The sequence below is a fragment of the Betaproteobacteria bacterium genome (assembly GCA_016720065.1).
Taxonomy (GTDB): domain Bacteria; phylum Pseudomonadota; class Gammaproteobacteria; order Burkholderiales; family Rhodocyclaceae; genus SSSZ01.
In genome coordinates, this window is the sequence record JADJXY010000002.1 from 1,598,707 (window position 1) to 1,622,633 (window position 23,927).

Consider the following 23,927-nt stretch of genomic DNA (forward strand, 5'->3'; position numbering starts at 1 on the left):
ATGTTCCGCTCAACAATTCAGGAATGAAGTATCTTCTGGATCGGAACATCAAGCTCCGCCATCAGATCGGCAATTCGCGACGCACTGCTGCCATCGCCGTAAAGATGGTCGGGCTCATAGCGCCCGTTGGTGAGCTGGCTCAAGATCGCCGCAGTGATTTCGTCTGCATCGTAGCCGACGTCGATGACATTGCGGCCCCGTTCCCGCCGCAGTTGGCGGCTGCCGATATTGATAGTCGGCACCCCGAGGTAAGCCCCCTCCCTGATGCCGCTGGAGGAGTTACCGATCAGGCACGCGGAATGGTTGATCAGCCTGGCGTAGTCCTCGACCGAAAAATTGCGGAAGAAATGTATCGGGGCGTCGCGGTTACGCTCGCGAAACATTCTCAGCCCTTTCGAAATGTCGTCTGACCCCGCGTCGACATTGGGCCAGAGCCAGATCGTCTGGAGGCCGGACCGGTGTACGGCTTCGAGCGTATGGTTGATCTGGGCCAATCCGGAACCAAACTCGGTTGTCACGGGATGCTGTAGCACGACCACATAGGGCTTTGTCGGGTCGATGGTGTGTCCTACGCCACCGTAGCGCGAAAAGAAGTCGTCGGGCATGGCAAGGTCTATGTCAGCAATGGCATCGATGGCCGGGCAGCCCGTGTTGAAGACGTAATCCGGATTTTCCCCCATACCGATAACCCTACGGCGTGACTCCTCGGTAGCGGTGAAGTGGAGATGGGAGAGCTTCGTGATGGCGTGCCGAACGCTTTCGTCGATGGAGCCCGTGACTTCACCACCTTGGGTGTGGGCCACCCTGATGTTCATGTACGACGCTGCAATAGCGGTCGCCATTGTCTCGAAGCGATCGGCAACGGTCAGCACGATATCGGGACGCAGGTTCTCGAACTGAGTGGACAGTTCTAGCACGCCGAGACCAACCGATTTCGCCATGGTCGTCAAATTCTCGCCCTCGACAATGGAATAGATGCGAGACGTCACCTCGAATCCGTCCTGCTCTATGAGGTCAACAACCTTGCCAAAACGGTACAGCAGCGCGGAAGCCCCGACGATCAATTGAAGCTCCAGATCCGGATGCTCCTGGACAGCCCTCATGACGGCCTTGATTCTTCCGTAATTGGCTCTACTCGCGACGACAATACAGACCTTTTTTTTCATTCGAAGTCGCTCTCCAAAATAAAAGTACCCTTCATTAGATCCCGCTTCGCTCTCTTGCCCAAAAGGTCGATGTAACGTGATGGAGCAAGGCCATGGCCGGCAGGCTTCGCCGCCTCAAGATCATGGAACGAAATGGACGTTCCCTGGGGAATATCGCGGGAAGCCGTCAAAGAACGGCCGAATAGACGGCGCATCTGCTCGACCCTGGATACGTCCGATTTGGCCTGAGGATGGGCGCCGGCAAGAGCGATCTGCCTCACTCCCTCGACCAAGATTTTCAGTTCCTCCATCTCCAGTGATGACGACGCATCAGGCCCGAACATGCGGCGATCGAAGGTCCCATGAACCTCAACGAGCTCCGCGCCAAGAGCTACTGCCGCCAGGCTCGGGAAAATGGTCCCAGAATGATCCGACAACCCCACCGGCACGCCATAGCGCTCCCGCAGCAGGGGAATGAGGTTAAGCCCCCATCGTTCCGGAAGCACCGGGTACTCAGAGGTGCACTGCATGACCGTCACCCCCCCCGATGCTGCTCGAAAAAACGCGACCGCTTCATCGAGTTCGTCGAATGTGCTCATCCCGCTGGAGAGGATGACAGGCTTTCCAGTGCGGCGAATTGCCTCAAGTAGAAGGTGATTACCGATATCGCCCGATCCTACTTTGACTCTGGACGCACCGATTTCGTCGAGAACCCGTACTGCCTTCACCGAGAAAGGCGTGCAGAGAAATTCACACCCGACGGATTCACAGTGGCTCTTGATTTCCCGCCACTGAGGGACGGACAACTCCATACGCTTCCAATAGTCGAAACGTGTCGCGTCAACCCGGGAAAACTGGATTCGAAACTCATCGAAACGACTGCTTTCGGCGCCGGCGAAATGCATCTGAAACTTGATTACCGGCGCACCTGTCGACGCAATGGCATCGATGAGGGAGTGCAAAATCCCTACGCTGCCATCATGCGCTTGCCCAATTTCCACGACCACCTGAGGAGTCAAAGCCATTGTTTCCACGATCACGAGTACGCCCGATAGGTTGTCTCAAGCCCACGACACAGCGGTGTCACAGCCTTCCAGCCCAATTCCGCCAATCTTGCGCTGCACATCAGTTTTCTCGGTGTTCCGTCCGGCCGACTGCGGTCGAAGGCAATTTCTCCCGAGTAGGCCACCAAATCACGAATAAAGCCTGCCAGAGCAGCGATGGAGATTTCCTCGCCACTTCCGACATTGATTACTGGAGGAACCCCATGATTGCGGTCGGCGGCGAGCAGGGGCACGAAACGCGCATCGGAGAGATTCATCAGGTACACACAGGCGTCAGCCATATCATCGCTGTAGAGAAACTCCCGCAGCGGCGCGCCGGTTCCCCAAATGGTCACCTTCGGGGCATGGTGCATTTTAGCTTCGTGGAACCGCCGGATGAGCGCCGGAATAACGTGGCTGTTTTCGGGGTGGTAATTATCACCGGGCCCGTAAAGATTGGTCGGCATCACAGCCAGAAATCGCGTGCCGTACTGGCGGTTATAGCTCCAACACATCTCGATTCCAGCAATCTTGGCCAAGGCATAGGGTCGATTGGTTTCCTCGAGCGCACCGGTTAGTAGAGCCTCTTCCCGAATCGGCTGCGGCGCCAGTTTGGGGTAAATGCAGCTTGAGCCCAGGAAAAGCAGGCGCTCGACCCCCGCCTCGTAGGCCGAGTGGATGACGTTCGTCTGAATCGCCAGATTGTCACGGATGAACTGGGCAGGGTAGCGGTTGTTGGCCTCGATGCCGCCGACTCGCGCCGCCGCGAGGAAAACGTACTGGGGACGTTCGTCCGCGAAAAACGAGTAACTGCAGCCTGATCCGTCAGATCCAATTCGGCATGGGTGCGCAAAATGAGTTTGCGGTAACCTAGGGTCTGGAGGCGCCGCGTAAGCGCAGAACCCACCAGACCCCTATGGCCGGCAATATAGATGCGGGCATTGCTGTCCATACGTGGGTCGGGGCTATTCGTGATAATCGTAGGCCGCGTAGCCATGGGTTCGGACCAGTTCGTCGCGCTCGGCACTCTTCAGGTCTTCCCGAACCATTTCAGCCACCAGTTCGACAAATGTAGTCCTGGGAACCCACCCGAGCTTTGCCCGGGCCTTGCTGGCATCCCCCAGCAGGGTTTCCACTTCGGTCGGACGGAAATAGCGTGGGTCCACGCGAACGATGCATTGACCGTCGACAAGACCTCTCTCTTCGCTTCCCAGCCCCTCCCAGGTAACAGACATCCCAAGCTCCGCCGCAGCTAGGCTGACAAAGTCTCGTACTGTGCTGAACGCCGGTGGCGATGACGAAATCTTCAGGCTGCTGCTGCTGCAACATGAGCCACTGCATTTCCACATAATCCCGGGCATGGCCCCAGTCCCGCAGCGCACCGAGGTTTCCCAGATAGAGGCAGTCCTGCAACCCCAGCTTGATGCGCGCCAACGCCCGGGTGATTTTTCGGGTTACGAAGGTCTCGCCACGGATCGGGCTTTCGTGATTGAAAAGGATGCCGTTACAGGCGTAAATGCCATAGGCCTCACGGTAATTGACCGTAATCCAGTAAGCATACAGCTTGGCGACCGCATAGGGACTGCGAGGGTAGAACGGGGTATTTTCGGTCTGGGGTGTCTCGCGGACCAGGCCATAGAGCTCCGAAGTCGATGCCTGATAAAACCTGGTCCTGCGCTCGAGCCCGAGGATGCGGATTGCTTCAAGAATGCGCAGGGTGCCGATCCCATCCGCGTTGGCGGTATATTCGGGCGTCTCGAAACTGACCGCCACATGACTCATCGCCGCGAGGTTGTAAATCTCGTCCGGCTGAACCTGCTGGATGATGCGGATCAGGTTGGTCGAATCGGTGAGATCCCCGTAGTGCAGGATGAAATGCTTGTTCTCGACATGAGGATCCTGATACAGGTGATCGATCCGATCGGTATTGAAGAGCGAGGCGCGGCGCTTCACTCCGTGCACGACGTAACCCTTTTGAGCAGGAATTCTGCCAAATAGGCCCCGTCCTGCCCGGTGACGCCGGTAATCAATGCAACTCTGCGCTCAACCATCGCTAACGCTCTCCCGCCCAGGTCCGCCGCGCCGTCCGGGCCACGACAAACAGTTTTTCGAGGGAGGCGCCGTCCTCGTTCAAAAGGTAATCATGCATGTCCGCCAGGCGCCGGCGGTAGGCGTTCAATTCCACCAGCAGCGCTTCCCGGTTGGCGAGGCAGATGTCCCGCCACATTTCCGGATGGCTGCCGGCGATGCGGGTGAAATCCCTGAAGCCGGATGCGGCAAAGGAAAAGAACAGATCGGCGTCGGCCCGCTCGGCCAGTTCGTAGACCAGGGCGAATGACAGCAGGTGTGGCAGATGGCTCACTGCGGCAAACACCCGGTCGTGGGTTTCGGGCGGAAGTTCGTAGATGTCTGCCCCGCAGAGCGCCCAGGCGCGCTTCACCAGATCCAGCCGCTCGTCGCTGTTTTCCGTCAGGGGCGTCACCACAACTTTCTTGCCTTGGTAAAGGTCTCCTCGGGCGGCGGTGGGGCCGCTGTTTTCCGCGCCCGCGATGGGATGGGCTGGGACGAACTTGCCGATGTGCCCCTTGAAGGCGGCTCGCGCCGCCGCTACCACGTCACCCTTGGTGCTACCGCCGTCGGTCACCGTAGTCGTCGGCCCGAGATAGGGCACGATGCGCTCGAAGATTTCCGGCATCTGAGCGACCGGCGTCGCCACCAAAACCAGATCGGCGTCGCCGACTTCATGGGCAGGGTTGATGCCTGCCCGGTCGATCACGCCGAGTTCCTGGGCCAGTCTCAGGGTAGCCGGGGTACGGCCGAATCCAACCACTTCCTCCACCGCCCCTGCGTCCTTCAGCGCCAGGGCGAAGGAGCCCCCAATCAGGCCGGTGCCGAAGATGACGATCTTGCCGAATTCGGCCATTACTGGGCCTTCCCCAGGGCATCGAGGAAGCGGGCATTCTCCGGCTCCGTGCCGATGGTCACCCGCAGCCATTCGGGCATACCGTAGCCGGCGATGGGGCGGACGATGACGCCCTGACGCAAGAGTATCTGGTTGATGCCGGCGCCGTCCCCGGCCTTGAAGGTCACGAAATTGCCGTGGGAGGGAATGTGCTCGAAACCCAGGCGTTTTAAACCGCCAACGACCTGTTCCATGCCGCGCCGGTTGAGTTCGTAGCTGTCGGCGACGAAGAGATGGTCGTCGAGGGCGGCGACGGCTGCGGCCAGGGCAGGTTGTTGACGTTGAAGGGTTGGCGCACGCGGTTCATCAGATCCGCCACTTCCGGTGCTGCCAGGGCATAGCCCACGCGCAGACCGGCCAGACCGTAAATCTTGAAAAGGTACGGGTCACCACCAGGTTGGGGAAGTCGGCGATCCAGGCTGCCGTATCGACGCGCTCGGCCGGCGGCAGGTATTCGTTGTAGGCCTCGTCCAGGACCACCACCACGTTGTTGGGCACCGCTTCCAGGAGCGCGCGCACTTCCGCATAGGGCAGGAAGGTGCCGGTGGGGTTGTTGGGATTGGCGACCCAGACGATGCGGGTGTCGGGCCGGATGGCGGCGGCCATGGCGTCGAGGTCGTGGCCGTAGTTCCTGGCCGGGACGACGATCAGTTCGGCACCGGCCGACAAGGTCGCGAGGGGGTAGACGGCAAAAGCATGTTGGGCAAAAACCGCCGACCGGCCCGGTGCGAGGAAGACCCGGGCGACGAGGTCGAGGACATCGTTGGAACCGTTCCCCAGCACCACCTGACCGGTGGCGACGCCGCAGCGCTCGGCCAGGGCCTTGATCAGATCGAACTGGTCGGGATAGCGCTCGCTGCCGACAATGGCCGCTTCCACAGCCTTGCGGGCCTTCGGGCTCATGCCCAGGGGGTTTTCGTTGGAGGCGAGCTTGACGATCTTGCTCACCGGAATACCCATTTCCCGGGCCAGGGCGGTGACCGGCTTGCCCGGCTGATAGGGGGAGATGGCGCGGATATAGGGGAGTGCCTGGTCGGCGAGGCTCATGGCAGATACCTAATAGACGGCGACCGGGTAGGAACCCAGCACCTTCAGAAATGCCGCCCGCGCGCCCAGTTCGTCCAAGGCCGATTTCACCCGCGCCTCGTCGCGATGACCGTCGATGTCAACGTAGAACACGTACTGCCACAGCGCCTGCCTCGCAGGGCGTGATTCCAGGCGAGTGAGCGAAACCCCGCTGCTGGCAAAAGGCACCAGCAGATCGTGCAGAGCACCGGTGCGGTTGGTGGCCGACATGATGAGGGAAGTCTTGTCCCGCCCCGAGGGCGCCGCGTCATGCCGACCCAGGACGAGGAAGCGTGTGGTGTTGTTGGGCTCGTCCTCGATGCTGCGGGCCAGGATGGGCAATCCATAGCGCTCCGCTGCCGCCTCGCCCGCGATGGCCGCCGCACCCTCTTCCGCCGCCGCCGTCTGGGCCGCCAGGGAATTGCTGGCCATGGGCACCCGGGGTACTCCGGGCAGATTGCGGTTGAGCCACTCGTGGCACTGGGCCAGGGACTGGGCGTGGGAATAGACCTTGCTCACCCCGGTCAGGCCGGCACAGCGGGTCATGAGGTTCTGATGGATGCGCACCACCACCTCGCCACAGGTCGTCAGGGGCGTCGCAAAGAGCAGGTCGAGGGTACGCCCAACGGCCCCTTCTGTGGAATTTTCCACCGGCACCACGGCGTAGTCCGCGTGACCGGATTCGACCTCACGGAAGACATCGTCGATGGAGCACTGGGAAACGAGGCGTGCCGCGTGGCCGAAATGCTTGGCGGCCGCACTTCCGGTGAAGGAGCCTTCCGGACCCAGATAGGCCACCTCCAGGGGCTTTTCCAGGGAGAGGCAGGCGGACATGATTTCCCGGAAAAACCAGGTGATCTGCTCGTCGTCGAAGGGTCCCACGTTCTCCCCCTGGAGGCGCCGCAGGACCTGGGCTTCGCGCTCTGGCCGGTAGATGTGGCCGGCTTCGCCGTGCCGCGCCTTGATCTCCCCCACTTTTTGGGCGCAATGAGCCCGCCGGTTGAGGAGCGTCAAAAGTTCGCTGTCGATGCCGTCGATCTCGGCGCGGACACCGGCCAGTTCCTGGGAGAGGTCGTCGCTCATGCGTTGCGTCGGGCGAAATCGTTCATGAAATCCACCAGCACGCGCACACCTTCCAGAGGCATGGCGTTATAGAGGGAGGCACGCATGCCGCCCACCGATTTGTGTCCTTTGAGCGAAGCCAGCCCGGCAGCCTTGCTTGTGGCGAGAAAGGCGGCATCCAGTTCCGGGCGGGCGAGGACGAAAGGTACATTCATGCGGGAACGGCAATCGATGTCCACCGGATTCTTGTAGAAACCGCCGGAATTGTCGATGCACGCGTAGAGGAGCCGCGCCTTCTCGACGTTCACCGCTTCCATGCCCGCCAGGCCACCCTGGGCCTTGAGCCACTGGAAGACCAGTCCGGCGATGTAGATGCCGTAGGTAGGCGGCGTATTGAGCATGGAGACGTTTTCCGCCATCACCGCGTAATCCATCACCGTCGGGATATTGGCCGGCGCCCGACCGATCAGGTCGTCACGAACGATCACCAGGGTCAGGCCCGAGGGACCGATATTCTTCTGCGCCCCGGCGTAGATCAGGCCGTACTTGGCGACATCGACCGGCCGCGACAGGATGTGGGAGGACATGTCCGCCACCAGGGGCACGCCGGTCGCTGCCAGGCGGGCATCGTGGACCTCGACGCCGTGGATGGTCTCGTTGGTGCAGAGATGCAGGTAGGCGGCCTGGGGGTCGAGGCGCACCTCCTCCGCCACCGGCAGGCGGGTGAAACCCGTGTTCTCGGTGGACGCCGCGCAGCGCACCGCCCCTTCGCCCATCACCTTCAAGGCTTCCTTGTAGGCCTTTTTGGACCAGGAGCCGGTGAGGATGTAGTCGGCGCAACGCCCCCCCAGCAGATTCATGGGGATCTGGGCGAATTGCTGGGTGGCGCCGCCCTGCAGGAAGAGCACCTTGTAATTGGCCGGAACGCCCATCAGCTCGCGCAGGTCGGCCTCGGCCTGCTCCAGGATGGACATGAATTCCTTACCCCGGTGGCTCATTTCCATGACGCTGCAACCGGCGCCGTGCCAGTCGAGCATTTCCTCCCGGGCCTGGCACAGCACCGCCTCCGGCAGTACAGCCGGACCGGCGCTGAAGTTCCAGATGCGGGCCATTACTCGATCTCCAGGTCGCCTTCCGTTTCGACAACCTTTTCCAGGCCGGCCAACTTCTCCCCCTGGTCCAGCGCAATCAGCGTCACCCCCTGGGTGGCCCGGCCCAGCTCGCGGATTTCCGCCACCCGGGTGCGGATCAGCACGCCGCCGGTGGTGATGAGCATGATCTCGTCCTCGTCGCCCACCAGCTTGGCCCCCACGATATTGCCGTTGCGCGCGCTGGCGGCGATGGCCATGACCCCTGGGTGCCGCGGCCGGAATGACGGAAATCCCCCAACTGGGTACGCTTGCCGAAGCCATTCTCGGTGGCCACCAATACCGTCTGTTGCTCGTTGTCCGCCACCAGCAGGGAAATCACCGCCTGCTTGGCCTGCAGTTTCATGCCGCGCACGCCGCGGGCCTGACGGCCCATGGGACGGACGTCCTCCTCGTCGAACCAGACCGCCTTGCCACCATTGGAAACGAGGACGATGTCGTTCTGCCCGTTGGTCAGCTCGGCGCCCACCAGGTAATCGCCGTCATCCAGCGCCACGGCGATGATGCCGGCCTTGCGCGGGTTGGAGAAGTCGGAAAGCGGCGTCTTCTTGACCGTGCCCATGACGGTGGCCATGAAGATGTATTTGTCGTCGACGAATTCCTTCACCGGCAGGATGGCGTTGATCTTTTCGCCCTCCTCCAGCGGGAAGAGATTGACGATGGGCTTGCCGCGACTGGTGCGGCTGCCCTGGGGCGCCTCGTAGACCTTGAGCCAGTAGCAGCGGCCCCGGTTGGAGAAGCACAGGATGTAATCGTGGGTATTGGCCACGAACAGATGGTCGATGAAATCCTCGTCCTTGATCGCCGCCGCCTGCTTGCCCCGGCCGCCGCGGCGCTGGGCGCGGTAGTCGGAGAGCGGCTGGGTCTTGACGTAACCGCCGTGGGAGAGGGTCACCACCATGTCCTGGGGCGTGATGAGGTCTTCGATGCCCAGTTCCTGGGTATGCAGCACGATCTCGGAACGGCGCGCGTCGCCGAACTGGTCGCGGATGGCGGTCAGTTCCTCGACGATGATGGCGGAAATGCGCTCCGGGCGGGCCAGGATGTCGAGAAGGTCGGCGATCTTCTCCATCACCTCCTTGTACTCCGCGACGATCTTGTCCTGCTCCAGGCCGGTCAGGCGCTGCAGGCGCAGTTCCAGGATGGCTTGGGCCTGGGCATCGGAGAGGCGGTAACCCTGGGCGGAAAGGCCGTACTCCGGGGCCAGCCCCTCGGGGCGGTAGCTGTCGGCCGCGGCCCGCTGCAGCATCTCCTCCACCAGGGCGCTGCGCCAGGTACGCCCCATGAGGCCGCGCTTGGCATCGGCCGGGGTCGGCGCCGCCTTGATCAGGGCGATGATCTCGTCCACGTTGGACAGCGCCACCGCCAGGCCTTCCAGCACATGGCCGCGATCGCGCGCCTTCTTCAGTTCAAACACGGTGCGCCGCGTCAGCACCTCGCGCCGGTGGGCGAGGAAGCATTCCAGCATCTGTTTCAGGTTGAGGAGGCGCGGCTGGCCGTCCACCAGGGCCACCATGTTCATGCCGAAGGTGTCCTGGAGCTGGGTCTGCTTGTACAGGTTGTTGAGCACCACCTCGCCGACCTCACCGCGCTTCAGTTCGATGACGATGCGCATGCCGGACTTGTCGGACTCGTCGCGGATGTCGGAGATGCCCTCGATCTTCTTCTCGTTGACCAGCTCGGCAATCTTCTCGATCAGCGACTTCTTGTTCACCTGATAGGGAATCTCGTCGACGATCAGGGCCTGGCGGTCACTCTTGCCGATGTCCTCGAAATGGGTGCGGGCGCGCATGACGACGCGGCCGCGGCCGGTCATGTAGCCTTCGCGCACGCCCATCACGCCGTAGATGATGCCGGCGGTGGGGAAATCCGGCGCCGGGATGTGCTCGATCAACTCCTCGATGCTCATAGCCGGGTTGGCCAGCAGGGCCAGACAGGCGGAAATCACCTCGTTCAGGTTGTGGGGCGGAATGTTGGTCGCCATGCCCACCGCGATGCCGGCGGAACCATTGATCAGCAGGTTGGGGATGCGGGCGGGGAGGATCAGGGGCTCGTTTTCCGAACCGTCGTAGTTGGGGCCGAAATCGACGGTTTCCTTGTCGATGTCCTCCAGCAACTGGTGGCCGATCCTGGCCATGCGTACTTCGGTGTAACGCATGGCGGCGGCGTTGTCGCCATCCACCGAGCCGAAGTTGCCCTGGCCGTCCACCAGCATGTAGCGCAGGGAAAAATGCTGCGCCATGCGCACGATAGTGTCATAGACCGCCGTATCGCCGTGGGGGTGATACTTACCGATCACGTCGCCGACGATACGGGCCGACTTCTTGTAGGCCTTGTTCCAGTCGTTAGAAAGCTCGTGCATGGCGAAAAGAACGCGGCGATGGACCGGTTTCAGGCCGTCCCGCACATCCGGCAGCGCCCGGCCGACGATGACGCTCATGGCGTAATCGAGGTAGGAGCGGCGCATTTCCTCTTCGAGGCTGATCGGCAGTGTTTCTTTGGCGAATTGATCCATGTGTCTCTCGACGCGCCGTAGCCCGGCGTCGTGTTATTTGGTTGATCTGGGCGGAATTTGCTAGTTTACCACGCCCCACCCCTCAAGACAGAGGCAAGCCGTGACCCGAACCGTCGATCTGCTGATCGAATCCCGCTGGATCGCCCCCGTGGAACCCGAGGGACTGCTTGAGGACCATGCCGTTGCCATCGATGCCGGAAGAATCGTCGCCGTACTGCCCGCGAGCGAAGCCCGCCGCCGCTTCCGCGCCCGGGAGCGGGTCGAACTCCCCGACCACCTGCTCATCCCGGGTCTGATCAACCTCCATACCCACGCCGCCATGAGCCTCCTGCGCGGCCTGGCGGACGACCTGCCGCTCATGGATTGGCTGGAAAAGTACATCTGGCCTGCCGAAGCCGCCTGCGTCTCGGCGGAATTCGTGGCCGCCGGAACGCGGCTGGCTTGCGCCGAAATGCTCGCTGGCGGAATCACCTGCTTCAACGACATGTATTTCTTTCCCGAAGCCGCGGGCCAGGCCGCAACGGAATTCGGGATGCGGGCGGTCCTGGGCATCACGGCCTTCGAGTTTCCCACCGCCTACGGCAGCGATGCCGACGACTACCTGACCAAGGGACTGGCGGCCCGGGACCACTGGCGGGACCACCCACTGGTGCGGTTCTGCCTCGCGCCCCACGCGCCCTACACCGTCGCCGACCGGACCTTCGAACGCATCGCCACCCTGGCCGCCCAACTGCAGATTCCCATTCACTGTCACGTGCACGAAACCCACGCCGAGATCGAGGACAGCCTGACCCGCTTCGGCTGCCGCCCCCTCGCCCGGCTTGCCGCCCTGGGCCTCCTCGGCCCCGGGTTCATCGCCGTCCACGCGGTCCATCTGGCAGCCGAAGAAGTCGCCCTCCTGGCGCGCCACGGCTGCTCGGTCGCCCACTGCCCCACATCCAATCTCAAGCTGGCCAGCGGCATCGCCCCTCTCCCGGCGCTCCTCGCTGCCGGAGTCAATGTGGGTCTGGGCAGCGACGGCGCGGCAAGCAACAACCGTCTGGACCTCTTTGCCGAAATGCGCCTGGCCGCCCTCCTCGCCAAGGGGTCCAGCGGCGATGCCTCTGCCGTCCCCGCACGACAGGCCCTGGCCATGGCGACGCTCAACGGCGCTCGCGCCCTGGGCCTGGAGCGTGAGATCGGCTCCATCGCCATCGGCAAATGGGCCGACCTGTGCGCCGTGGAGCTGTCTTCCCTCAATTCCCGCCCCTGCTTCGATCCGCTCTCCCACCTGGTTTACGTCGCCGGTCGGGAGGACGTTTCCCACGTCTGGGTAGCCGGAAACTGTTGCGTATCCGGCAAACGATTGCTTTCCGTCTCGGCTGGCGAATTGGAAAATTCCGTCCGCCTATGGCAAAATAGGCTGGAAATCCGCCCAGGTTCGCAGGAAATACTGCGAGAACATCGATAAACCAAGGGCGGTTCGATTTTTTAAATCCTTAACGAGGGAAAACGATGATCACCAAGTTCGCCAAGAAATCGGTTGTGCTGGCCCTGATTGCCGGCCTGGGCGTTGCCTCCACCCTGGCCCAGGCCCAGGAGCGCGTCTATGTCATTGACCAGCGCGACGTCGTGGCCCGCAGCGGCTTCGGCCTGTGCTGGCGCACCGGCTACTGGACCCCGGCTGCCGCCGCCAAGGACAAGGCCGGTTGCGAGTGCGACAAGGATCTGCTGCCCAAGGAAGTCTGCTCTCCCACCGCCGCCGCTCCCGCCGCCGCCGCTCCCGCGGCCGCCGGCCTGAAGCCCTCCGGCGAGAAGATCACCCTGGCCGCCGACGCCCTCTTCGACTTCGACAAGGCCGTTCTGCGCCCCGAAGGCAAAGCCAAGCTGGACGAACTGGCCTCCAAGGCCGGCGCCCTCAAGCTGGAAGTCATCCTGGCCGTGGGCCACACCGACCGCATCGGCAAGGACGCCTACAACCAGAAGCTGTCCGAAAAGCGTGCCGCGGCCGTCAAGGAGTACCTGGTCTCCAAGGGCATCGAAGCCAATCGCGTCTACACCGAAGGCAAGGGCGAAAAGCAGCCCAAGACGGGCGACGCCTGCAAGAAGATGGGCGCCGAATCCGGCAAGAACAAGAAGCTGGTCGAGTGCCTGCAACCGGATCGCCGCGTCGATATCGAAATCATCGGCACCAAGTAATCCGCCGCCTGATGGCGCAAAGCCCTGCTCCGGCAGGGCTTTTTCATTTCTGCGGCCCCCCGGGGCCGCCCTACCGGGAAGTTTTCCATGGCCAACGCCGACCCCGCCGAACTCGCCAAGTTCGGTGACCTCGCCCATCGCTGGTGGGATCCGAGCAGCGAATTCAAACCTCTGCACGACATCAACCCCCTGCGTCTCGACTGGATCGACCGCAGCCTCAGCCTGGCCGGCAAGAAAGTCCTCGACGTGGGCTGCGGTGGCGGACTGCTGGCCGAAGGCATGGCCGCCCGCGGCGCCAGCGTCACCGGCATCGACCTGTCGGAGAAACCCTTGGCCGTTGCCCGCCTGCACCTGCTGGAGAGCGGCCGCCAGGTGGACTACCGCCTTATTGCGGTGGAACAACTGGCCGACGAGATGCCGGGCCGGTTCGACGCCGTGACCTGCCTGGAAATGCTGGAACACGTGCCGGACCCGGCCAGCATCGTGGCTGCCTGCGCCCGCCTGGTCAAGCCGGGCGGCCCGGTCTATTTCTCCACCCTAAACCGCAATCCCAAGGCCTACCTGCTGGCCGTCATCGGGGCCGAATATATACTCGGCATGTTGCCCCGGGGCACCCACGATTACACCAAGTTCATCCGCCCCTCCGAGCTTGCGCGTTGGGCCAAGGCCGCGGGTCTTGAACCGGAAGAATTCGCCGGCCTCGCCTACAACCCCCTTACCCGCCGCTACTCCCTGGGCCGGGACACCGCCGTCAATTATCTGGTGCGCTGCCGCCGGGATGTTTGACGCCGTTCTCTTCGATCTCGACGGCACCCTGGCCGACACCGCGCCAGACCTTGCCGCGGCGCTCAACCGGGTGCGCTCGTGCCACGGGCTCGCCCCCGTCCCCCTCACGACACTGCGGCCCCACACCTCCCGGGGCGTCCGCGGGCTGCTGGAAGCCGGCATGGCGGTCGTTCCCGGCGACCCGGAGTACGACCGGCTCGCCGGGGAATTTCTCGACCACTACGCGGCGGCCCTGTGCGTCGATACCCTGCTTTTTTCGGGAATGGACCCCATCCTGGACCGCCTGGAAGCGGAGGGCATTCCCTGGGGCATCGTCACCAACAAGCGCGCCCGCTTCACCGATCCGCTGGTCGCCGCCCTCGGCCTCGCCCACCGCGCCGGCTGCGTCGTGAGCGGCGACACGACCGCCGAGGCAAAGCCCTCGCCGCTTCCCATCCTCCACGCCTGCCGGGCGCTGGGGCGGCAGCCCCGGGCCACGCTCTACGTGGGCGACGACCGGCGCGACATCATCGCCGGCCAGGCGGCGGGGACGGCAACGGCGGCAGCGGCCTACGGCTATCTGGGCGACTCCGGTCCGCCGGAAACCTGGAACGCCGATCACGTCGTGCGCGACACGGCCGAACTCGCAGCAGTCCTGTTCGGCCGTTAGCCACCCCGAACCGGAACCCCGCGTTCAGATCGTCGTGCCGACCTGGAGCGCGATGTCTTCCGCCCGGGCGGGACGACCGTAGAGATACCCCTGCACGATGTCGCAGCCGGCGTCGGCCAGGAAAGCGGCCTGCTCCTTGCGCTCGACGCCTTCGGCCACCACTTCCAGGCCCAGGCTGTGCGCCAGGGCGATGATGGCCCGGGCGATGGCCTCGTCGTTGGCGTCGCGGCCGATGTCGCGCACGAAGGAACCGTCGATCTTGAGCCGATAGACGGGCATCTGCCGCAGGGCGGCGAGGGACGAATAGCCGGTGCCGAAATCGTCCACCGCGAGATAGACCCCTTGGCGGCGCAGTCCTTCGAGGACTTCCAGGGCCGGCCCGGACTGGCGCAACAGGGCCGATTCGGTGACCTCGATTTCCAGCTCTCCGGGGTGCAGGCCCCATTCCGTGAGCAAGTCCGCCACGTCCACCACCAGTTCTTCCCGCTCGATCTGGCGCACCGAAAGGTTGACCGCCACCCGGGGCACCTCGATGCCCTGCACGCGCCAGGCAGCCATCTGCCGACAGGCCTCGCGCAGCACCCAGGCGCCGAGTTCGACGACGAAGCCCATCTCCTCGGCGATGGCGACGAAGCGCGCCGGCGGCACGTCACCCAACTCGGCATTCTGCCAACGCACCAGAGCCTCGACGCCCACGAAACGATGGTCCTCCAGGCGATACATCGGTTGATAGACCAGATACAGTTCGCGCCGCTCGATGGCCGTCCGCAACGCGTTTTCCAGGGTCATCCGCTCCAGGGCGCCCGCCCCTAGGGAAGGCTCGTAATACTGATAGTTATTGCGTCCCAGCTCCTTGGCCTTATACAGCGCGAGATCGGCGTGGCGCAGAAGGGTGTCGATGTCCTCGCCGTCCTTGGGGAAAAGTCCGATGCCAAGGCTGGCCGTCAGGTAGAGGTCGCGCCCCGCCACGGGGAAGGGCTGCGCGAAGATTTCCACCAGCTTGCGCGCCACCGTCGACACGCTGTAGGACGACACCTCGTTCTCCAGGACGATGATGAACTCGTCGCCGCCCACCCGGGCGATGGTGTCGCTGGCGCGTAGCTGGGCGGCCATGGCCCGGGCGGCAAGCTTGAGGATTTCGTCCCCCACCGGATGTCCCAGGGTGTCGTTGATCTGCTTGAAGCGATCCAGGTCCACGAAGATGACCGCAACCCCCTGCCGATCCCGCCGGGCGCGCTGCAAGGCGTGGTCGAGGCGGTCACGCAGCAGCACACGGTTGGGCAGGCCGGTGAGAGGATCGTGGTGGGCGAGATGGTAAAGGGCTTCCTGGGACTCCTTCACCGCCGTGATATCGCTGAACACGGCCACGTACTGGGTGGTCCGCCCCTGGCGGTCGCGGACGGAACTGATGGTCAGCCACTCCGGGTAGATGTCGCCGCTCTTGCGCATGTTCCACAGTTCGCCCTGCCACTGGCCCGTTTCGGCCAGGGAACGCCAGAGCGCCGCGTAAAACTCCGCGTCGTGGCGCCCGGAACGCAGGAATCTCGGGTTGCGGCCCAGGGCTTCGGCCTCGCTGTAACCCGTAATGTTGGCGAAGGCCGGATTCACCGCCACGATGGTCCCGGCCGGGTCGGTGACCACGATGCCCTCACCGGCGGACGCGAACACGCTTGCCCACAGGCGCAGGTTGGCTTCGTTCTCGCGCCGCTCGGAAATATCGCGCACGATGGCCGAAGTCCCCGCCAGATTGCCGTCCGCGTCGTTGATGCGATAGGTCTGCAACTCCACCGGAAACTCGATGCCGTCCTTGCGTCGAAAGGTCTTTTCGTAAATGCCAGAATGCCCGAAAACCAGGACCTCCTCGCCGATGATCTCGGCCTCGGCCTCCGCCCATTGCGCCGGGGTGATGTCCCGGTAGGTCAGCTCGGCCAGTTCCTCCGCCGAATAGCCCAGAAGACCGCGGAAGGCGGCGTTGCTTTCGATGATGCGCCCGTCGATGTCCATGCGGGCATAGCCGTCGAGCATGCTGTCGTAAAGGCTGCGGTAGCGCTCCTCGCTGCGCCGCAGCGACTCCTCGCCGGCCTTGCGCTGGGTGATGTCGCGCCCGATGCCCAGAACCCCGACCAGATTGCCGGCCAGGTCGAACATGGGCGTCTTCACCGTTTCCAGCAAGGCCTTGCGCCCGTCGCTGGCGTAGATGACCTCCTCCTCGTTGGCCCGGGGACCGCCGTGGGCGGCGGCTTCGAGATCCTTGCCGCGGAAGAAATCCGCCAGTTCCCTGGGCACGAAGTCGTAATCCGTGCGCCCCACGATATCGGCCTCGGTGGCGCCGAAAAAGCGCTCGAATTCGTGATTGCACGCCAGATAGACCCCGTCTGCATCCTTGAGCCAAACCAGATCGGGCAGGGTATTGACCAGGGTGCGCAGCAGGCGCCGCTCCCTTTCCAGTTCGACGGTGCGTCGCCGCACTTCACGGCGCGAAAGCCCGATCCAGACCACCATCAGGGCGCCAACCCCCCCTGCCGCCAACAAACCCCAGAGCAGGGACTTCTCCAGGGGTTCGAGATCGACCGGCACTTCCAGCCATTTCTGTTCCAGGCCGCGAATTTCGTCCGCCGAAAGGCGCGAAAAGCCGTTTTCCACCAAGGCCAGGGTCGGCTGATCCCCGGGCCGCACGGCGCGGTGCAACTGCCCGGTAAATAACGAAAAGGCCACGCGGAACTGACGGTGGGCGCCGGCCCGATACAAGAGATACTCGGCCGGCGGACCATCCATGCAGAAAACCTTGACCTCACCGGCCGCCGCAGCGGCTACCAGGTGCTGATAGCTGGGAAAGACGGCCTGACGCTCGGCCCCCGTGGCCTTCAGGCGTTCGACGCAGGCGTCGCCGTCCTTGACCCCCACCACGAAGCCCCGCAGGGATTCGGCATCGACGATGCCGCCGATGCTGCGATGGACATAAACGTTGACCGCGATGGCCGCGTAGGGTGGCGAGAAATCGTAGCGGCCCTCGCGTTCGGGCGTACGGAAAATGGTGTCGATGACGCGAGCCTTGCCGGCGGCGAACTCCTTTTGCGCCGTCGCCCAGTCGGCCCCCGCCAACTCGACCTTGTTTCCCGTGCGGACCTCCCACAGGCGCCAGAGATCGGCGAGATAGCCCTGCAATGCGCCCTTTTCGTCGCGGAACAGGTAGGGCGGGTAATTGTCGTCGGCGATGACCGTCAGCGGTCCCTTGGCGGACTCGTCCGCGCGCAAGGGCGCCACGCCGCCCAATACCGCACAGCCGATCAGAGCCCAGAGCAGCATCCCTGCGATGCGTGCCGCCAATGTCATGTTTTCCCCGCGCCAATGAAAAGGGGCCGTTCACGGCCCCCCAATCGCCCCGAACGTTGTGCCTGGATCAATTGGCCCCCAGGTGGCTTTCCGCCTCGTCCTTGTTTTCGTAAAGATGCGCTATGACCTTCCTCCTAGTCAAGGCCTCGCCCAGTTGAGCGCGCAAAAAGCTGTTGCGCGTGTAACGCGTCACCGCCAGGTAGTAGCGCTCCGTCAGCTCCTTGACCATGGCGATGTAGGGGTCCACGAGTTGTGGCGGGATCGAGAAACGGTCGTAATTGACGACGGCGCAGACGCGGTGCCCCAGGGGCTCGAGATGCTGAGCCACGGCCGCCCGGATACGCAAGATGTCGTCAGGCCCGTGGATCACGAGGCCCTCGAAATTGACGAAGAAGACGTTCCTCTGGGGATCGTAGGACAGCCGCCTTGCGAGGGGAATGTCCAACAGGCCAGGCCGGATGCCCATGGGCTCATCGCGGAAAATGCGGGAATCCATCAGGATCGGGGGACGCGGCATGAGGGGAAGGAAGTCCATACAGTCGAGGATGTCCCTTTGCAGATCGACTCCCGGGGCGATTTCGCACAGTTCCAGGCCTTCGGGCACCAGCCGGAAGACACAGCGCTCGGTGACGTAGAGCACTTCCCTGCCCCACTTCACGGCCTGGGGACCACTGAACGTCCGGTGCTCGACTGCGTGGACGAACTTGCGCGCCTGCCCGTCCTTCAGGATGCGCAGAGCGCCACCCTCCGCCACCACCTCCAGATCGCCGGCGGTGAAGGTTCCCACGAAGACGACCTTCTTGGCGTTCTGGGAAATGTTGATGAAGCCCCCGGCCCCCGCCAGGCGAGGGCCGAATTTGGAGACGTTGAGATTGCCCTCCCGATCGGCCTGGGCGAGGCCCAGGATGGCGAGGTCCAGGCCCCCGCCATCGTAGAAGTCGAACTGGCTGGGCTGGTCGATGATGGCCTGGGTATTGACCGCCGCCCCGAAATTGAGGCCCCCGGCGGGAATGCCCCCGACGACACCGGGTTCCGCAGTGAGGGTCAGGAGGTCGATGATGCGCTCTTCGGCCGCCACGCCCGCCACGCCCTCGGGCATGCCGATGCCCAGATTCACCACCGCATTGGCCCTCAATTCCAGGGCCGCCCGGCGGGCGATGATCTTGCGCTCGCTCATGGGCAGGGCGGGAACGGCAGACATGGGGACCCGAATCTCCCCGGAAAACGCCGGGTTGTATTGCTCGATGAAGGTCTGCATGTGGTACTCGGGCTTCTCGGCCACCACCACGCAATCGACCAGAATGCCGGGAATCTTGACCTGCCGCGCGTTCAGGGAACCCCGCTCGGCAACGCGCTCCACCTGCGCGATGACCAGGCCGCCCGAATTGCGCACCGCCATGGCGATGGCCTGGGCCTCCAGGGTCAGAGCCTCCTTTTCCATGGTCACATTGCCGTCCGGATCGGCCGTGGTACCGCGGATGATGCCGACGTGGATGGGAAAGGCCTTGTAGAACAGGAACTCGTCGCCGTCCAGTTCCAGGCGGCGGACGATGTCGGTCGTCGTCCTGGCGTTGAGCTTGCCGCCGCCGAAGCGGGGATCGACGAAAGTCCCCAAACCGACCCGGGTCAGGGTTCCCGGCTTGCCCGCGGCGATATCGCGGAAGAGATGGGCAATGACCCCCTGGGGCAGGTTGTAGGCCTCGATGCGCTCGGAAATGGCCAGTTCCTGCAACTTGGGCACCAGTCCCCAATGGCCGCCGATCACCCGCCCGATCAGCCCGTCGTGACCGAAGTGGTTGAGGCCCCGGGCCTTCCCGTCCCCCTGGCCGGCCGCATAGACCAGGGTCAGGTTGCGGGGGTGGCCCAGGCCCTCGGGGTCCGCCTGACGCGATTCCAGGAAGGCGGCTTCGATGGCCACCGCGATGTTCTCCGCGAATCCGATTCCGACGAAGCCGCCCGTCGCCACCGTATCGCCATCTCGGATGAGGCGTACCGCTTCCTGGGCGGTGACGACCTTCCCCGCGTCCGCCGCGGTGGCGAGGGCGGCGATCATCGGATGGCTGGCTTGGCTCATGGCGTGTCCTCCTGCCGTCATAATGCCGCAAATGCCGTTCGGGCGGTCCTCTGGTTTACCCTCAGAACCCGTGCATTCCCGCGCTTTGGCGAACCCTGGCTGAGGCGCAGGGGCTCGAGGAATGAGCCTGGAAACCTCAGTTTCCGCCGCCGTCCAGGCGATCCCGGATGGCGCGCACCGCGGCGAGGGCGGCTTCGGTGTCGAAGGCACGCACCAGGTGCAGCAGGGTCGCGCCCTCCTCGCCCAGAGCTTCGAGGAGGAGCGGTTCCGCTTCGGCCGAGAGCCCGTAGGCCAGGAAACCGTCCTCCTCCAGGGAACGCTCCATCTGCACCAGCACGTCGCGCAGGCCGCCCGGTCCTCCGCCGCGGCCGGCAGTCAGCCAGTACAGCAAGCGGGCGAACAGCAGGGCCGGTTCAACGGGTTTGCGGATGAAGTCGTCCATGCCTGCTTCCAGGCAACGGTGGCGATCCTCGTCGAAGGCGTTGGCCGTCATGGCCAGGATGGGAACCTGGCTCCAGCCGGGCAAGCGGCGGATGACCCGGGCGGCCTCCAGCCCATCCATCACCGGCATCTGGACGTCCATGAGGGCCAGGTCGTAGAGCGCACCCCGGGCCCGCTCCACCGCTTCCGCGCCGTCGCCGGCAACCGTGACGGCAAGGCCCGCATGTTCGAGCAGGGCGATGGCGACCTGCTGGTTGACCAGATTGTCCTCGACCAGAAGTATCCGCGCGCCGGAATGGCCTTCCAGCAAGGCTCTTTCCGCTTCGGCAACGAGGTCCGCCTCCATCCGGACCTGGGGCGCGGCAACACGGGCGAAGCGGGCTGTGAGCCAGAATGCACTGCCCTTGCCGGGTTCGCTCTCAACCCCGGCTTCCCCGCCCATGAGGGTGGCGAGCCGCCGCGTGATGGCCAGCCCAAGGCCGGTTCCCCCGTAGCGGCGGGTCGTGGAACCATCCGCCTGCTCGAAGGCACTGAACAATTTTCCCTGCTGCTCCGGGGGAATCCCGATCCCCGTATCCCTCACCGTAAAGCGCACCAGAACACCCTCCGCGTCTTCCTCGACGGGCTGGGCCTCCAGGGTGACGGAACCGGTATCGGTGAATTTGATGGCATTGCCGACGTAATTGATCAGCGCCTGGGACAAGCGGGTCGGATCCCCCCGGAGAACCGTGGTACCCGCCAGTTCCGGTGCCACGGCACTCCGCAGCGCAAGGCCCTTCGCTGCGGCCCGATCGGAAAGCAGGGCGAATACGCCATCCACGAGCGCTGGGACACGGAATTCGGTGGCTTCGAGCACCATTTTGCCGGCCTCGATCTTGGAAAAGTCGAGGATATCGTTCAGCACGTCGAGCAGGTGCACCGCCGAAGCGGCAATCTTCTCCAGTTTTTCCTTGTGGGACGGGTCGGCAACACTGCGCTGGAGCAGATGGGTAAAGCCTACGATGGCATTCATCGGTGTGCGGATTTCGTGGCTCATATTGGCCAGGAAGGTACTCTTGGCGCGGCTGGCGGCCTCGGCGTCCTGGGCGCGGGAGGCCAGGCGGGCGTTGAGCTGGGCGATTTCCCGGGTTCGTTCGACGACCAGGTCCTCCAGGTGGTCCCGGTGGCGCTTCAATTCTTCCACCGCCGCCTTGCGCTCCGAGATGTCGGCGATCACTCCCACCAACCCCATGGAATTTCCTTGCAGGTCGAGCAGACGGCGCCCGGTCAGCCGCCCCCAGAAAACGCTGCCGTCCTGCCTTTGATAACGCCGTTCGAGATCGACGCTCTCGATATGACTCGCCATGAGTTGCAGCATGCGGTCCCGGCTGGCGTCCCTTTCCTCCGGGTGCACCAGCGCCACATACTCCATGCCGATCAGAATGGCGCCTTCGTAGCCGAACAGTTCCCCCATGCGTGCATTGGCGTGGCTGATGCGCCCTTCCATGTCCACCAGGAAAATGCCGACGCTGGACGCGTCGAAGAGCGTGCTGAGGAGCCGCTCCCGCTCCGCCAGCGCCAGTTCGGCGGCGTGGCGCTCGCTGATGTCCTCCTTGACGCCCAGGAAATGAGTCGTGCGACCGGCGCCATCGACCACGGGCGAAATGCGCAGGGATTCCCAATAGAGAATGCCGTCCTTGCGCCGGTTTTGCACCACGCCCTGCCAACTCCGCCCGGCCAGAACGGTTCGCCAGAGATCCTCGTAGACTTCCGGCGGTGTCGCCCCGGAACGGAAGATGCTGGCTTCCCGCCCCCGCAGTTCGCTCGCGGAATAGCCGCTGCTCGCTTCGCAGGCCGGGTTGACATACTCGATGCGCCCTTCGGGGTCGGTGATCACGATACCCACCGGCGACTGCTCCACTGCCGTGGACAATTTGCGCATTTCCTGGGACGACTCGTTCAAACGACGCTCGAATTCCAGGCTTTCGGTCATGTCCAGACCCGAGGCGAGCAAGCCTTCCGCCTCGCCGCCCTCGCCCCGCAGGACGACGGTGGACCAGGCTACCGTGCGACTGACGCCGAAGCGCGTCCGCAGTTCCGTACGTTCGAAACGCCGTTCCGGTGAGCGGGCGGCCAAGGCCGCGACAAAGGCTTGGCGCTGGGCCTCGCGTGTCGCTTCGGGAACGAACTGGGCAAACCAGTCGGCGCCGACAATCTGATCCTCCCCCGCGTGCAGGAGCTGGCAGCCGGCGCGATTGATGCGCAGCACGGTTCCCCGGGGATCCAGCACGAGAATCATGACCCCCGCAACTTCGAGATAGCGCTGGACCAGGGATTTCTCCCGTTGCAGATCCCTGGTGCGGGCCTCGACCTCCCGGGCCAGGGATTCGTGCCACCCTTCCACTGTCGCGGCCATGTCGTTGAAACTCTCGGCCAGGGTGCGCAATTCCTCGCCGCCGCGGATTTCCGCAGTCTGAACCCTGGCGCCCAGGTCGCCGGCGCTGACCCGCCGCGCCGCTTCGGCCAGGGCGCGCACGGGCGCCGTGGCGCGATGGACGATGAGGGCCACCGCCAGGAGCGTGAGAACGAAGCAGACCAGGCCAAAAAAAAGGCCGCGGCGGAACATGTGGTCGGATTTTTCCAGGGCCTCGCCCAAATCGCGGCGCACGACCAGGGTCCACACGTCACCGGCGCCAATGCGCAGCAGGCGATAGGTGGCGACGAAGGACCGCCCTTCGCGCCCTGGCTCGATGAAACTGCCCTCGACGCCGCTACGGGCGGGGGCGCCGTCCGATCCGCCCAGCACCCAGGATTGCGCCGGCCGAAAAAGGGCCAGACCGTGGCTGCCGGCGTCGTAGACCGCGAGGCTGCCGCGGGAACCCAGGATGGTCTCGTCGCTGCGCGAGAGATTCCCCAGCAAACGGCGGACATCGACGTGGGCCACCAGAAGCACGCCCCCGCGGACGGCAGCATCCACCATCTGGCGAACGACGAGCAACTGGGCATCGCTTCCGTCGTGCTCCAGGCTGATGGTCTCCAGATTGCCGATCGCCCGGGCGGTTTCCATCCAGGGCCCCGCCACTGCGCTCCCGATTTCCAGGGAATCGCTGGAAGCGAGGATGCGACCGCCCTCCCGATCCACGATGCGAATCTTGCGGTAGCGCTCCGGATAGGCCCGGTCGAGGGTCGCAAAGGCGCGCAGCACCGTGGCCTGAAGACGTGCCGCGCCCTCCTGCCCCTGCCGTACGGCAATACGCTCCCGCAGCAACTCGGATTCGGCCAGGCTGAGCACATCCCCGCGCCGCTCTTCCAGGCTCGCGGTAATGGCTTCCACCCGGGCCTCGGCCAGAAGTTCCTGGGAATCGATGGCGTCCTGCACGCGCACGTCCTTGGCCCCCGAGATCCCCAGGGCCGGAACCCCGCCGTACCAGGCAAGCACCAGCACGAGTACGGCCAGACCGACACAGACGGCCAGCATCAGGCCGATACGCCCGGCGATGGTGCGCAGGTTGAAGGGACTGGTCACGATGGGGACCCCGACACGATT

12 protein-coding genes and 4 pseudogenes are annotated in these 23,927 nt (G+C 64.1%); 4 read left to right on the forward strand and 12 right to left on the reverse strand.

Annotated elements, in window-relative coordinates; all coding sequences use genetic code 11:
- Positions 1-17 precede the first annotated feature (17 nt).
- The 9 genes and pseudogenes from neuC to gyrA form a co-directional block, all read right to left on the reverse strand.
- Positions 18-1,166 carry a UDP-N-acetylglucosamine 2-epimerase (hydrolyzing) gene (gene neuC, locus IPM73_10685; protein ID MBK8918483.1) on the reverse strand — a complete coding sequence of 383 codons (1,149 nt, stop codon included), beginning with the start codon at positions 1,164-1,166 and terminating at the stop codon, positions 18-20.
- Positions 1,163-2,170, reverse strand: coding sequence for an N-acetylneuraminate synthase family protein (locus IPM73_10690; protein ID MBK8918484.1), 1,008 nt, complete (start codon positions 2,168-2,170; stop codon positions 1,163-1,165). The genes neuC and IPM73_10690 overlap by 4 nt, the downstream gene beginning before the upstream one ends.
- Before the next feature lie 11 nt (positions 2,171-2,181).
- A pseudogene (locus IPM73_10695) lies at positions 2,182-3,140 on the reverse strand (GDP-L-fucose synthase).
- A 13-nt stretch (positions 3,141-3,153) separates the two neighbouring features.
- Positions 3,154-4,239: pseudogene (gmd, locus tag IPM73_10700) on the reverse strand (GDP-mannose 4,6-dehydratase).
- A gap of 2 nt (positions 4,240-4,241) precedes the next feature.
- Positions 4,242-5,111: a prephenate dehydrogenase/arogenate dehydrogenase family protein gene (locus IPM73_10705; protein MBK8918485.1), complete on the reverse strand. Its 870-nt coding sequence runs from the start codon at positions 5,109-5,111 to the stop codon at positions 4,242-4,244.
- A pseudogene (locus IPM73_10710) lies at positions 5,111-6,197 on the reverse strand (histidinol-phosphate transaminase). The gene IPM73_10705 and the pseudogene IPM73_10710 overlap by 1 nt, the downstream one beginning before the upstream one ends.
- Positions 6,198-6,206: 9 nt before the next feature.
- The gene (gene pheA, locus IPM73_10715; GenBank protein ID MBK8918486.1) at positions 6,207-7,298 is read right to left on the reverse strand and encodes a prephenate dehydratase; all 1,092 of its coding nucleotides are present in this window, start codon (positions 7,296-7,298) and stop codon (positions 6,207-6,209) included.
- A complete protein-coding gene (gene serC, locus IPM73_10720) occupies positions 7,295-8,389 on the reverse strand; it encodes a 3-phosphoserine/phosphohydroxythreonine transaminase (GenBank protein MBK8918487.1) in 1,095 nt (364 codons plus the stop codon). The genes pheA and serC overlap by 4 nt, the downstream gene beginning before the upstream one ends.
- A pseudogene (gene gyrA / locus IPM73_10725) lies at positions 8,389-10,940 on the reverse strand (DNA gyrase subunit A). Before gyrA ends, serC begins: the two are co-directional and overlap by 1 nt.
- Positions 10,941-11,040: 100 nt before the next feature.
- Between gyrA and IPM73_10730 the strand changes: the two are divergent.
- From IPM73_10730 to IPM73_10745, 4 genes are all read left to right on the forward strand, one after another.
- Complete coding sequence (locus tag IPM73_10730) at positions 11,041-12,390, forward strand: TRZ/ATZ family hydrolase (protein ID MBK8918488.1); 1,350 nt, start codon at positions 11,041-11,043, stop codon at positions 12,388-12,390.
- Between the two features lie 44 nt (positions 12,391-12,434).
- Entirely contained in the window at positions 12,435-13,118 is a 684-nt protein-coding gene (locus IPM73_10735) for an OmpA family protein (protein ID MBK8918489.1), read from the forward strand.
- An 87-nt stretch (positions 13,119-13,205) separates the two neighbouring features.
- Entirely contained in the window at positions 13,206-13,904 is a 699-nt protein-coding gene (gene ubiG, locus IPM73_10740; GenBank protein MBK8918490.1) for a bifunctional 2-polyprenyl-6-hydroxyphenol methylase/3-demethylubiquinol 3-O-methyltransferase UbiG, read from the forward strand.
- Positions 13,897-14,553, forward strand: coding sequence for an HAD-IA family hydrolase (locus tag IPM73_10745; protein ID MBK8918491.1), 657 nt, complete (start codon positions 13,897-13,899; stop codon positions 14,551-14,553). The genes ubiG and IPM73_10745 overlap by 8 nt, the downstream gene beginning before the upstream one ends.
- Before the next feature lie 24 nt (positions 14,554-14,577).
- Here the strand turns inward: IPM73_10745 and IPM73_10750 are convergent, their stop codons facing one another.
- From IPM73_10750 to IPM73_10760, 3 genes are all read right to left on the reverse strand, one after another.
- Complete coding sequence (locus IPM73_10750; protein MBK8918492.1) at positions 14,578-17,886, reverse strand: EAL domain-containing protein; 3,309 nt, start codon at positions 17,884-17,886, stop codon at positions 14,578-14,580.
- 67 nt (positions 17,887-17,953) lie between these two features.
- Positions 17,954-19,960: an acyl CoA:acetate/3-ketoacid CoA transferase gene (locus tag IPM73_10755; GenBank protein MBK8918493.1), complete on the reverse strand. Its 2,007-nt coding sequence runs from the start codon at positions 19,958-19,960 to the stop codon at positions 17,954-17,956.
- 136 nt (positions 19,961-20,096) lie between these two features.
- Complete coding sequence (locus IPM73_10760; protein MBK8918494.1) at positions 20,097-23,906, reverse strand: PAS domain S-box protein; 3,810 nt, start codon at positions 23,904-23,906, stop codon at positions 20,097-20,099.
- Between the last annotated feature and the right edge of the window lie 21 nt (positions 23,907-23,927).

What these genes read in the sequence shown, in the direction of transcription:
- neuC (MBK8918483.1), bottom strand. Translation starts at nt 1,166, where the DNA reads ATGAAAAAAAAGGTCTGTATTGTCGTCGCGAGTAGAGCCAATTACGGA.
- IPM73_10690 (MBK8918484.1), bottom strand. Translation starts at nt 2,170, where the DNA reads ATGGCTTTGACTCCTCAGGTGGTCGTGGAAATTGGGCAAGCGCATGAT.
- IPM73_10705 (MBK8918485.1), bottom strand. Translation starts at nt 5,111, where the DNA reads ATGGCCGAATTCGGCAAGATCGTCATCTTCGGCACCGGCCTGATTGGG.
- pheA (MBK8918486.1), bottom strand. Translation starts at nt 7,298, where the DNA reads ATGAGCGACGACCTCTCCCAGGAACTGGCCGGTGTCCGCGCCGAGATC.
- serC (MBK8918487.1), bottom strand. Translation starts at nt 8,389, where the DNA reads ATGGCCCGCATCTGGAACTTCAGCGCCGGTCCGGCTGTACTGCCGGAG.
- IPM73_10735 (MBK8918489.1), top strand. Translation starts at nt 12,435, where the DNA reads ATGATCACCAAGTTCGCCAAGAAATCGGTTGTGCTGGCCCTGATTGCC.
- ubiG (MBK8918490.1), top strand. Translation starts at nt 13,206, where the DNA reads ATGGCCAACGCCGACCCCGCCGAACTCGCCAAGTTCGGTGACCTCGCC.
- IPM73_10745 (MBK8918491.1), top strand. Translation starts at nt 13,897, where the DNA reads ATGTTTGACGCCGTTCTCTTCGATCTCGACGGCACCCTGGCCGACACC.
- IPM73_10750 (MBK8918492.1), bottom strand. Translation starts at nt 17,886, where the DNA reads ATGACATTGGCGGCACGCATCGCAGGGATGCTGCTCTGGGCTCTGATC.
- IPM73_10755 (MBK8918493.1), bottom strand. Translation starts at nt 19,960, where the DNA reads ATGAGCCAAGCCAGCCATCCGATGATCGCCGCCCTCGCCACCGCGGCG.